The sequence below is a fragment of the Nocardia sp. NPDC058244 genome, from assembly GCF_042882065.1.
Lineage (GTDB): Bacteria > Actinomycetota > Actinomycetes > Mycobacteriales > Mycobacteriaceae > Nocardia.
In genome coordinates this window covers 305,393-317,033 of record NZ_JBHVWX010000007.1, presented here as the reverse complement: position 1 = coordinate 317,033, position 11,641 = coordinate 305,393, and the positions used below count along the sequence as shown (strand labels likewise).

The 11,641-nt window shown below is 71.2% G+C and carries 8 protein-coding genes and 1 riboswitch; of the genes, 2 read left to right on the top strand and 6 right to left on the bottom strand.

Annotated elements, in window-relative coordinates; genetic code table 11:
- Positions 1-5 precede the first annotated feature (5 nt).
- From ACFVW6_RS23640 to ACFVW6_RS23630, 3 genes are all read right to left on the bottom strand, one after another.
- Positions 6-1,208 carry an MFS transporter gene (locus ACFVW6_RS23640; RefSeq protein ID WP_378829840.1) on the bottom strand — a complete coding sequence of 401 codons (1,203 nt, stop codon included), beginning with the start codon at positions 1,206-1,208 and terminating at the stop codon, positions 6-8.
- A gap of 70 nt (positions 1,209-1,278) precedes the next feature.
- On the bottom strand, positions 1,279-2,115 hold the full coding sequence (locus ACFVW6_RS23635; protein ID WP_378829838.1) for a hypothetical protein: 837 nt from the start codon (positions 2,113-2,115) through the stop codon (positions 1,279-1,281).
- A gap of 127 nt (positions 2,116-2,242) precedes the next feature.
- On the bottom strand, positions 2,243-3,460 hold the full coding sequence (locus ACFVW6_RS23630; RefSeq protein WP_218717647.1) for an NADP-dependent isocitrate dehydrogenase: 1,218 nt from the start codon (positions 3,458-3,460) through the stop codon (positions 2,243-2,245).
- A gap of 245 nt (positions 3,461-3,705) precedes the next feature.
- On the opposite strand from ACFVW6_RS23630, the gene ACFVW6_RS23625 reads away from it, so the two are divergent.
- Positions 3,706-4,356, top strand: a complete 651-nt coding sequence (locus ACFVW6_RS23625; RefSeq protein WP_378829836.1) for a hemerythrin domain-containing protein — start codon at positions 3,706-3,708, stop codon at positions 4,354-4,356.
- A gap of 54 nt (positions 4,357-4,410) precedes the next feature.
- Here ACFVW6_RS23625 and ACFVW6_RS23620 read toward each other — a convergent pair whose 3' ends face one another.
- The 3 genes from ACFVW6_RS23620 to ACFVW6_RS23610 form a co-directional block, all read right to left on the bottom strand.
- Complete coding sequence (locus ACFVW6_RS23620; protein WP_378829834.1) at positions 4,411-8,208, bottom strand: BTAD domain-containing putative transcriptional regulator; 3,798 nt, start codon at positions 8,206-8,208, stop codon at positions 4,411-4,413.
- A gap of 81 nt (positions 8,209-8,289) precedes the next feature.
- Positions 8,290-8,964, bottom strand: a complete 675-nt coding sequence (locus tag ACFVW6_RS23615; RefSeq protein WP_378829832.1) for a hypothetical protein — start codon at positions 8,962-8,964, stop codon at positions 8,290-8,292.
- A 121-nt stretch (positions 8,965-9,085) separates the two neighbouring features.
- Positions 9,086-10,579, bottom strand: a complete 1,494-nt coding sequence (locus ACFVW6_RS23610; RefSeq protein WP_357346588.1) for an MFS transporter — start codon at positions 10,577-10,579, stop codon at positions 9,086-9,088.
- Between the two features lie 135 nt (positions 10,580-10,714).
- Here ACFVW6_RS23610 and ACFVW6_RS23605 point away from each other — a divergent pair, with 135 nt between their 5' ends.
- A complete protein-coding gene (locus ACFVW6_RS23605; RefSeq protein WP_355271542.1) occupies positions 10,715-11,455 on the top strand; it encodes a TetR family transcriptional regulator in 741 nt (246 codons plus the stop codon).
- A gap of 63 nt (positions 11,456-11,518) precedes the next feature.
- Positions 11,519-11,629, top strand: a riboswitch (SAM riboswitch).
- Positions 11,630-11,641 lie beyond the last annotated feature (12 nt).

Genomic DNA, 11,641 nt, shown 5'->3' with positions numbered 1-11,641 from the left:
GGCGGTCAGGCCGAGCGGCGTCCTGCCCAGACGGTGACGGTGAAGAGGGCGACGCCGAGGATTGCCAGGAGGGCGCCGACGGCGGCGGGGGCGGTGTAGCCGAGGCCGGCGGCGATGACGAGGCCGCCTAGCCAGGCGCCTGCGGCGTTGGCGATGTTGAGGGCGGCGTGGTTGAGGGCGGCGGCGAGGGTCTGGGCGTCGGCGGCGACGTCCATCAGGCGGGTCTGCAGGCCGGGGGCCAGGGCCGCGCCGGACGCGCCGACCAGGAAGGCGCCGATCGACGCGGTGATCGGGTTGTGCGCGGCCAGGACGAAGCCGGCCAGGATGACCACCATCGCGATCATCCCGACGAAGATCGAGCGGTCGACGCCGCGATCGGCCAGCACGCCGCCGGCGATGTTGCCCGCCACCATGCCGAGGCCGAACAGGGCCAGCACGATCGGGACGGTGCCGATCGCCATGCCCGCCACGTCGGTCATCGTGGTGGCGATGTAGGTGTAGACGGCGAACATGCCGCCGAAGCCGATCGCGCCGACGGCCAGGGTGAGCAGCACCTGCGGGCGGCGCAGTGCGCCGAGTTCGGTCAGCGGATTGGTGACCTTCATGCCGGTCAGGCTCGGCACGAACCGCCACAGCGCGGCCACCGTCGCCACGCCGATCACGGCGACCACGACGTAGGCATCCCGCCAGCCCAGATGCTGACCGAGCCAGGTCGCGCCCGGCACCCCGATCACGTTCGCCACGCTCAGCCCGAGCATCACCGCCGCCACCGCCTTGGCCCGCTGCCCGACCGGCGCGAGGGTGGCCGCCGCCAGTGAGGCGACACCGAAGTACGCGCCGTGCGGCAGACCGGAGACGAACCGGGCGGCCACCAGCGTGCCGAAGGTCGGGGCGAGCACCGTCGCCGCATTGCCCACGGTGAACGCGGCCATCAGCGCGATGAGCAGCTTCTTGCGCGGCACCCGGGCGCACAGCGCCGCGATCAGCGGCGCACCGACCACCACCCCCAGCGCGTAAGCCGACACCGCGTGCCCGGCCGCCGGCTCGGAGATGTCGAAGTCGGCCGCGATATTCGGCAGCAGCCCCATGGTCACGAACTCGGTCGTCCCGATCCCGAACCCACCCAGCGCGAGCGCCAGCATCGCGGGCACATGCCAGCTCGTACGCGGCGTCTCGACGAGACCGGGCGCGGAAACGGAAGAAGTCACGCCTCCATGCAACGGGCCCCACTCCCCGATCGCTACCCGAGCCGAACGTGAGTTATCCCACCCGCTTGGCTCACGCCCCGCCGAGCTCGCCCGCCCGGACCCGGTCGAGGCCGGTCTCGGTACCGAGTTCGCGGCGACGATCGGCATCGGCGCGATAGAACTGGAGCAGGTGATAGAGCAGGGCAGGGTCGATGCGGTGTGCGATCGCGTTCACCCGCATCGCGGTGGCGGCGGCACCGTTGCGCCGCACCAGCCGGGTTCGCCGCACCGTGACGAGGTCGCGCGAGTGGACGACGACCACCCGGTGGCGGTTTTCCTCCGTGGGCACGATGGCGGCGATGTCGTCCCAGCCGGTGGTCTGGTGGATGAATCCGGACTCGACGGCGAGACCCTCGGGTCCGAGGCGCACCCCGAGCCGATACCGCAGCCAGTTGGCGATCGCCCAGCCGCCGTAAGCACCCAGCAAGCTCAGCGACAAGGCGGCCAGGAGTACGCCGTAGTTCCACACATGGTCGAGTTCGCGAGCCGGTTCCCGAATCGTGAGGACGAGCACGAGCACGCAGGCCGTCCACACACTCGCGCCGAGCACGACGCCGAGCGCAGCGATCATCGTGCTCCGCCGAGCGGGGAGGTACATCGCGGGTTCCTGCGTGATGGTCATTCGAGGCACGCGACGCCGCCGCACCCGCAGGAACACGGGCAGCACGAACAACCCGGACCCACACATCAGGGCTCCCGCACCACAGAACACGGCCAGCAGCGGATCGGACTCGTCGACCGCCGAGAAGACGCCCGACAGGAACAGCAAAGTCCCCGGCACGAAGAACCCCGCGATCACGGCGGCCATCGGATAACCGGGCCGCTCGGACCCGAAGCCCGCAGGCCATGGCAGCAGATCACGATCCACGATCCCCCCTCGACAACGAACGACCCGATGAGTTGATCACGACGGAAAAGGCGCTCGCATCGGGTTCGATGCGAGCGCCTTTCTCAGCCGTGCGGGTTCCGCGGTTCGGCGCGGAGCCTCGGCTATCTCACTTCAGCGCGCGGGCCAGGTTGACGTCCAGGGCGCCGAGGAATTCCTCGGTGCTCAGGTAGCCCTGGTCGCCGCCGACGAGCAGCGCCAGGTCCTTGGTCATCTGGCCGCCTTCGACGGTCTTGATGACGACGTCCTCGAGCGCCTGCGCGAAGCCGATCACCTCGGGGGTGTTGTCCAGCTTGCCCCGGTGCTCCAGGCCACGGGTCCAGGCGAAGATCGACGCGATCGGGTTGGTCGAGGTGGGCTTGCCCTGCTGGTGCTGGCGGTAGTGCCGGGTGACGGTGCCGTGCGCGGCCTCGGCCTCACAGGTCTTGCCGTCCGGGGTGAGCAGCACCGAGGTCATCAGGCCCAGCGAGCCGAAGCCCTGGGCCACGGTGTCGGACTGCACGTCGCCGTCGTAGTTCTTGCAGGCCCAGACGTAGCCGCCCTCCCACTTCATGGAGGAGGCGACCATGTCGTCGATCAGGCGGTGCTCGTAGGTCAGGCCCGCCGCGTCGAACTCGGCCTTGAACTCGGCGTCGAAGACTTCCTGGAAGGTGTCCTTGAACATGCCGTCGTAGGCCTTGAGGATGGTGTTCTTCGTGGAGAGGTACACCGGGTAGTTCTGCTGCAGGCCGTAGTTGAACGAGGCCCGCGCGAAGTCCTCGATGGACTTCTTGAAGTTGTACATGCCCATGACGACGCCGCCGTCCTCGGGCATCTTCACGACCTCGTGCACGATCGGCTCGCTGCCGTCCTCCGGCGTGAAGGTCAGCGTGACGGTGCCCGCCTCGTAGACCTTGAAGTCGGTGGCGCGGTACTGGTCGCCGAAGGCGTGGCGGCCGATGATGATCGGCTTGGTCCAGCCGGGCACCAGGCGGGGCACGTTGGAGATGATGATCGGCGCGCGGAAGATGGTGCCACCCAGAATGTTACGGATGGTGCCGTTGGGCGAGCGCCACATCTTCTTGAGGCCGAACTCCTTCACCCGCGCTTCGTCGGGGGTGATGGTGGCGCACTTCACGCCGACGCCGTACTTCTTGATGGCGTTCGCGGCATCGACGGTGACCTGGTCGTCTGTCTTGTCGCGGTACTCGATGCCGAGGTCGTAGTACTCGAGGTTCACGTCGAGATACGGGTGGATCAGCTTGTCCTTGATGAACTGCCAGATGATCCGGGTCATCTCGTCGCCGTCGAGTTCTACGACGGTACCTTCAACCTTGATCTTGGACATGGATCTTCGTGTCCTCCTAGGATGGTGCCCTCATTGCACGGCCAGGCGAACACGCTTGTGAGCGGACCCCAGCTGTTCCAACAGACAACGTATATGCCCCGCGTTGTCTGCGGGACGTGTGGTGCAAACAAGACGAGCGTACTGCTGCCCCCTACCTCACCGCGATGGGAGGGCCCGCTGTGCGGGACTCCGCCTGCGCAGCGGACGGCAAACGGGTCGCAAGTGACCGCGGGCACTGTCGGGTGATGACCGACATACGCTCGACTCCCAACCTACTCGGCATGCGCCTGGCCCATCGCGCAATGCTCGCCGATACCGCCCGGTTCGCCGTTCTGGCCGGGGAGCTCGGCGCAAACCGGACACCTTGTCCGCCGCAGCGGGCCCGCGCGATCGCGGGCTATCTCGGGCTGCTGTGCGACTCCATCCACCATCACCATCGCATCGAGGACGAGGTGCTCTGGCCGGCGCTGACCGCCGCCGCGGGCGACGCGATCGAGCTCAGGGAGCTCACCGACGACCACGCCCAGCTGGACCCGGCGCTGGCCGAGATCAGGACGCTCTGCGCCGACCTGGTCGCCCGGCGCCCGGGGGCCGCCGCCGCGCTGGCCGAGCGGCTGACGCGGCTGCACACCGTGCTCGACGAGCACATCGCCGACGAGGAGCGGACGGTCTTCCCGGTCGTCACCGAGTACCTGACCACCGCGCAGTGGGCCGAGGTCGAGGCGGCGGCCCGCAAGGGCGCGGTGCTGAGTTTCGAGGTGCCGCGGATGGCGGCGGTCTGCACGCCCGAGGAGCTGGCCGAGGTGACCGGGGACGGCGGGTTGCCGTTGCGGGTGATGCTGAGGGTGTTCGGGGTTCGGTACCGGCGGCGCGAGCGGGTGCTGGCGGGCGAGTGAGGGCCGCTGCCACGTCCGGTGGCAGCCGTGCGCGGGCGGGTCGCCGAGGGGTGGCTACGCGGTCGCCGACGGCCCGTCGCCCGCCTGGTCTGTGGCGGCGCCCGCGTTGTCGAGTGCGGCCAGTTCTCCGGCGACGGCGGCGAGGACTTCGCCGGCCGCGACGCGGTGCCGGACGGCGGCGGCGTGGTCGCCCAGCCGGTCGGCCAGTTCGGCGAGGACGATGTCGACCGGACCGAACGCGACCGACCCGGAGTCCATGCCCGCGATGGTGCCCGCTCTCGGCAGCAGGTCCTGATAGAGCCGCCGGGCCGCCTCGACCGTGCCGATCCGGGCGACCACCCTGGCCTCGAACACCGACATCGCGCACCAGTAGTAGTCACGCGGGACCGGAGCACCCTCGCCGAGCAGCGCGGCCGCTCGCTCGGTGTCTCCCGCGTCGAGCAGGGCCAGCATGTACGCGGACCTGAGCGCGTGCGGTGCGGCCGCGTTCAGCGCGGCGTAACCGTCGAGGCCGGGTGCGAGGTCGCCGCGCGCCCAGCCGGTCATCATCTCGGCCAGCAGGACCAGTTCGGCGCCGTTGGCGTGACCCGCCGCGATCATCTGCGCGCTGAGGTCGGCATCGATGGCCCTGGCGGTCGCGAAGTCGCCGCGCAGTGCGGCGAGCACCGCCAGATGCGCGGTGGAGACGACCAGCAGCGGGCCGAGCTGGCCGCCCTCGGCGCAGTCGAGCGCCTTGGCGATCTCGGCCCGCGCGGCGACGATCCTGCCCGCACCCGAGGCGACGAGGAAGCGCACGAAATGCGCGACCGCCTGGTACTCCGGCAGACCTGCCTCGGTCGACACGCGCAGCAGTTCGTCGGCCAGGTCGCCGCGTTCCGGCCACAGGTCGGGGCCGAGCGCGACGAACGCCCTGGCATTGAGTGCGGCGCACAGCGATTCGGGATCTCCGAGCTCGCGCGCCGCGCGCAGGGCCTCGGCGGAGCAGGCGAAGGCGTGCGGGTTGTCGAAGCCGACGACTTCGAAGGCGGTGGCGACGAGCAGCCGGATTCGCAGGTCGGGCGCTGTCGTGCGGGTCAGCGCGGCGGCCAGATCGGCTCGCATGGCACGGTCGGGAGCACCGCGTTCCCGGCTGGTCCAGATCGTGGGGGCGCGCCAGCAGGTGAGCACGGCGACGACGGGATCGGTGGCGATCCGGGCATCGTCCCCGGTGACGGGCTGCGCGTCGGCGCCGGGCGCGAGGGTGCGCGCGGTCGCCAGGGCTTCGGCGCGCAGGATGCGGGCCTGTTCGTCGTTGCCGCCGTAGGCGAGGGCGTTGATCAGCGCGCAGGTGGTCGACAGGGCCGCGAGGCGATCCGCGCGCGGCGCCGTGGCGTCGACGTGTCCTGCGCGCGTGTGTAGTTCGAGGGCGGATCGCCACAGTGGCTCGGCGTCCTGGTGGGCGCGGCGGGCGGTGCGCCTGCGGGCGGCGGCGCGGACGTAGCGCAACGCACGGGTGGCGTTCGCGGTGCCGGCGCCGGCGATGGCGTGATGCGCCATGGCGTCGAGGTCGACTGTGGCGGTATCGGATTCGAGGTCGGCCGGGGTCGCGGCGGTGCGGCGTTCGAGGAGTTCCAGGGCCGACCAGTGCAGCCGGGCGCGGCGCAGGGCGGGGATGTCGCCGTAGACGGCGTCGCGGATCAGGGCGTGGGCGAAGGTGATCCGATCGGTGCCGGTGATGCGGACGAGCCCGGCGACGGTGACGGTGTCGACCAGGTCGATCAGGGTGTCCTCCGGCTCGGCGGTCAGCTCGAGCAGGGTGTCGAAGTCGATGTCGTCGCCCCAGACGGCGGCCAGGCGCAGCGCCCGGGCCGCGCCCGCGGGCAGCCGGGCGATTCGGCGGCTCAGCACATCGCGCACACCATCCGGCACGGCATGTAGGTCGCCTACCGCCGCAGCGAGTTTGGCGACCTCGCGGACGAACAGCGGGTTGCCACCGGTCCGCTCGCGCAACCGCTCGGCGGTGTCGTCATCGATGGACCCCAACCCGGCACGGGCCGCGACCGCGCGCACGGCCGCGGTATCCAGACCACCCAGCTCCAACCGGCGACCGGTCGTGGCCGCCAGCGCCGCGGCCGTAGCCCGCACCCCCGCGTCCGCCTCGGACCCACGAGCGGTGACCAGGACCAGCACCGGCCGATGTGCGAGCCAGGCCACCAGCTGCCGCAGGATCTGCAAGGTAGCGCTGTCGGCGCGATGGACATCTTCGAGAACCACCAGCACAGGCCCGCCGGCCAGTCGCTGCCCACACGCCAGGGCCACCGCCTGCGCGATGGCGAACGGCCCCGCCTGCGCGCCGAGCCCATCCGGCACCGGACCTGCCGACGCCCGCGCGCCGAGCCCATCGAGCAGATGTACCCAAGCCCAGGCGGCGGGCGCGCCGTCGACTTCGGGACACGCCGCGCTCACGACGGTCCACCCGTCGGCGGCGAGTGCCCAGGCCAGCGATTCGGCCTGGGTGGTCTTGCCCGCGCCCGCTTCCCCTTCCAGCCACACCACCCTGGCCCGACCGTGCGCCACCACCTCGGTGGCCTCGGCGAGCAAAGCCGCCCGTTCGGCGTCGTAGCCGACCGCGACGCCGCCGAACCGCGCGCGCGTGCCCGGCTGATCCGAACCGCTGCCGACCCCGGCGGCTTTCGCCGCACCCGCTCCCGCACTCGCCGAGGCCTCCGGGGCGTCGCCGACGAGTCGCGCGGGCTGTCCCGCGAGGTGATCGGTGAGCGATCCGGCCTTCGCGAGTGCACTCGTCGACGTCACCGGGTCCGCGTCGTCGGCGGGCCCCACGGCTTCGGCCGAATTGATCGCCGAGCCCCTCGAATCTCCACCATCGGTGGCCTGTGCTCGTCCAGCAGACGGTTGCACCGGATCGGGCTGGACCAGTCCGGCCGAGGGTCGCGCCGGATCGGGCTGCGCCGGTCCCGCCCAGGGCCGCACCAAATCGGCCTGCGCCAGTCCCGCCGCTGGTCGTGCTGGATCGGGCTGCGCTGATCCAGCCGATCGTCGCACCGGGTCGGCCGGGTGATCAGGGCCGGTCGACGACTTCTCCGGATCGGCGGGGTGCCTCGCGCCGGTCGAGTGGGGCGGCTCGGCGGTCGGTGGCAGGTCCAGTTCCGGGGCGTGGGTGAGGATCGCGGTTTCGAGGGCGGCGAGGGCCGGGCCGGGGCGGACGCCGAATTCGGTGTCGAGGTAGTCGCGGACCCGGCGGAGGGTGGCCAGGGCGTCGAGCTGGCGGCCGAGGCGGTAGTGGGTGAGCGCCAGGAGGCGGGCGGCGTGCTCGCGGTCGGGGTGGTCGGTGACGTGGGGATGCAGCAGGGCCAGCGCCTCGTCGGGGTGGCCGAGGGCCAGTGCCGCTTCGGCGCGGCGTTCGACGGCGACGCGGCGGAGTTCGTGCAGGCGGGCGGCTTCCGGGAGCACCCAGTGGGCCGTGGCGAAGGCGGCGTACGGCTCGCCGTGCCAGCACGACAGCGCGTCACCGAGCACCCCGTAGCGCCGCGCCGGGTCGACCCGATCGCTGTCGGCCAGCAGGCGTTCGAACTGCCACGCGTCGACCGCGGACCGGTCGAGACGCAGGGCGTAACCAGGAGCCTCGGAGATCAGCACGGTGGCCGGGGCGCGGGGCGGGCGATCGGGTTCGAGGGCGCGGCGCAGGTAGGAGATATGGGCCTGGAGGGCGCCGAGGGCCTTGGGTGGCGGGTCGCCCGCCCACAGGTCGTCGATCAGGCGATCGGTCGACACCACCTCGCCGCTGGCGAGGACCAGGCGGGCCAGGAGCGCGCGCTGACGCGGTCCACCCAGATCGGCGGGCCGCTCCCCCACCTCGACCCGCAGCGGGCCGAGTACTTCGATGCGTACGGCGGGCGTGCCGCCGTACGGTCCCTCGTGTTCGATGTGGTCAATTTACCTGGCGATACGCACCCCCGCGATGCCGATCGCCACACCCTGGGCGACGGTTCCCGGGATGATCCACCACCCTTCGGCGCCCGGCAGCACCCCGGGCAGCATCGCCGCGAGCGTCATGGCCAGCGTGCCGAGGATGATCAGCACGCCCGACCAGCGACCGAACACCGCGGCGGGCCGGATCAGCGCGTACACCGCGAGCAGTACGAACCCGAGCAGCAGCGCCAGCGACAGCGGCGCGAGCACCGCGGCCGACGCGTCGGAGATCTCGGCGGCGGTGTGGTGGTCGAGCTGGGTGCTGACGAACACCTCGTGATAGGCCCCGATCGGGATCACCACCGCCAGCCCGGCGAACAGCAAGCCGTGCGCGAGCGTGAGCATCTTGCTCGGCCACTCGTCACCCGGCCCGCGGATGGCCCGGATCAGCGCGGGTAGCCCGACCGCCATCAGCACCGCGCCGACGGCGAAGGTGAGATGCGCGGCCGCCCAGGTCGGCGCCTGCTCGGCGGACTCGACGTGTTCCAGCGGGTGCATCAGGTTGCCCACCACCCACAGGAGCGCGCCGACGGCCAGGACCAGGGCCCGGCCCCGGTCCCGACTCCCCGGCGGGACGGGGCTCGACGCGCGGTCGACCGGATGCGTGTTGTTCGCCTCAGCGGCGGTCTCGATAGTCATGAACAGAGCGTGCGCACCACCGATTGGCGCCCACTTGCGAACGAATTGCGATCGCCTCGACCGGTGGACGCACCGGAACCCCCGCGGACCGGAAAGGCCCGCGGGGCTCGGCGCGCCGGACTCAGACCGCGATCGGCACCCGGGCGGCGTGCTCGTCGCCTTCGATCAGGTTCTCCGGCTTGTCCCTGATCATCACCGCGATCACCACGGCGGCGACGAGGAAGAAGCCGGCGCCGACGTAGAACGCGACGTCGTAGCTGTAGATCGAGGCGCGCTCGACGAGGTGGTCGACGGTCGGATTGTCGGTCGCGTAGTTCTTCGCGGCCTGCACCGACAGCGTCGTCAGCAGCGCCGTGCCGACCGCGCCGCCGACCTGCTGGGCGGCGTTGAGCAGGGCGCTGGCCACCCCGGAGTCCTCGGCGTCGACCTGATGCAGGGCGACGGCCTGCATGCCGACGAACAGCGGGCCCATGCCGAGCGCGATCAGCAGCTGCGCGGGCAGCACGCTCAGCGCGTAGCCGTCGCCGTAACCGAGCTGGGCCAGCCACAGCAGGCCGACGGTGCCGAGCAGCGCGCCGACGACCATCAGCGGACGCGGGCCGAGCTTGGGCATCAGCGCGCTGGTGACGCCGGCCGAGACCGCGATGCCCACCGGGAACGGCAGGAACGCGACGCCCGCTTTCAGGGGCGAGTAGCCGAGCGTGTTCTGGTAGTAGAAGCTCAGGAACAGGAACATCGCGAACATGGCGATCGGGATGAGCAGCGCGGCCAGCAGCGCGCCACCCCGGTTGACCTCCCCCGGAATCCGCAGCGGCAGGAGCGGATTCGACGACCGCGCCTCGATGACGACGAAGGCGATCAGCAGCGCGAAGCCCACCCCGAGCAGGCCGAGCGTGCTGCCGGCGAGCCAGCCGTCCTCGGCGGCCCGGCTGAATCCGTAGACGATCGACACCAGCCCGAGCGTCACCGTGACGGCGCCGGGCAGGTCGTAACCGCCGAGGCGCGGCGCGGGCACATCGCGCACGATGACCGCCAGCGCGCCGAGCAGCGCGACGATCGCGACCGGGGTGTTCATCAGCAGCGTCCAGCGCCACGACACGTACTCGGTGAGCGCTCCGCCCACGATCAGCCCGAACGCGACCCCGCCTGCCGAGATGCCGGCGAACACCGCGAACGCGCGGGCCCGCTCCTTCACGTCGGTGAACGTCACCGACAGCAGCGACAGCGCCGAGGGCGCGAGCAGCGCGGCGAACGCGCCCTGCAGACCGCGGCCGAGGAACAGCTGCAACCCGTCCTGGGCGAGTCCGGCCAGGGCCGACGCGGCGGCGAACCCGACCAGGCCGATCAGGAAGATCCGCCTGCGCCCGAGATAGTCGGCCATCCGGCCGCCGAGCAGCAGCAGGCCGCCGAAGATCAGCGTGTAGGCGGTGAGCGCCCACTGTTTGTCGCCCTCGCTGATGCCGAGGTCTTTCTGGGCGAACGGGAGCGCGATCGTCACGACGGTGGCGTCGAGGATCACCATCAGTTGCGCGGAGGCGAGCACGGCCAGCGCCCACCAGCGTCTCGAATTCGATTGCGGATCAGTCTGTTTCGCTGCTGTCTCGATGCCGGTCACCACGGACTCCTAGTCACTCGAAGGCTCGCGCTCAATCCTGGCACCGTGGGACAATTGGCGTCAAGAGCAAAATGTCTGACTGCGCCATTTGTCGTGAAAAGACAGACGAATCGGGCGGGACGGTAGGCTGGAGAGATGCTGGACTCGACCACTCCGATCACCGGCGACCGGATGACCGAACCGGCAGGCCCGCTCGCGGCCCGCCACGCCCCGACCGGCCTGCGCGAGCGCAAGAAGCGCCAGACCAGGGCCGCCATCGTCGAGATCGGGCTGAGCCTGTGCGACGCGCAGGGATTCGACGCCACGACGGTCGAGCAGATCGCCGCGGGTGCCGACGTCTCCCCGCGCACGGTCAACCGGTACTTCCCGATGAAGGAAGACATCGTGCTCGCCCCGATCGACGATTTCGGGCTCACCGTGGCCGAGGCGCTGGGCGAGCAGCCGCGCACCGGCGACGAACTCGGCGCGCTGTGCGGCGCCTACCTGCAGGTCGTCGATTCCGAGGCCGACGCCGACGGCGTGCGGTTCCTGCGCCAGTTCCTGCAGATGCAGCGGATCATGCGGTCCAGCCAGGCCGTGAACGCGCGCGCGCTCGAGTACGCCGAGAAGAAGAACGTCGCGGTCTGCGCCCAGCTGGCCGAGCGGATGTCCACCACGCCCGACGACTTCTCGGTCCGGCTGGTGGCGGGCACCTGGCAGATGCTGTGCCACCTCTCGATCGCCGCGGTCGAGGACGGGCTGCTGAGCGCGACGCCGGAGGCCGCCGCGCAGGTCACCAAGGCCGCCATCCTGCGCGCCTACCACGAGCTCCGCCGCATCTGCGGCGCCCGGCCCGAGGCCGACACGCCAGGGCTCGGCACACCGGCGGCGGAGTGATCCAGGCGACGAAACCGGGGGAAGTTTCCGCGCGGACGCAACGGCCGGTTAACATGACGGCAAGGTCATGAGTACCAGCGCCAAGCCCCGGCTCGCTGGTCGGCAACCCTCCAGCTGCGGTGGGGTGCTCCGGGTGATGACCGGGCTCCCGAAGGCCGGGAGCAAGCGCGCATCGCAGGAGGCCCC

Coding starts and splice junctions, on each gene's coding strand:
- ACFVW6_RS23605 (WP_355271542.1), top strand. CDS start 10,715: ATGCTGGACTCGACCACTCCGATCACCGGCGACCGGATGACCGAACCG.
- ACFVW6_RS23615 (WP_378829832.1), bottom strand. CDS start 8,964: ATGACTATCGAGACCGCCGCTGAGGCGAACAACACGCATCCGGTCGAC.
- ACFVW6_RS23625 (WP_378829836.1), top strand. CDS start 3,706: ATGACCGACATACGCTCGACTCCCAACCTACTCGGCATGCGCCTGGCC.
- ACFVW6_RS23630 (WP_218717647.1), bottom strand. CDS start 3,460: ATGTCCAAGATCAAGGTTGAAGGTACCGTCGTAGAACTCGACGGCGAC.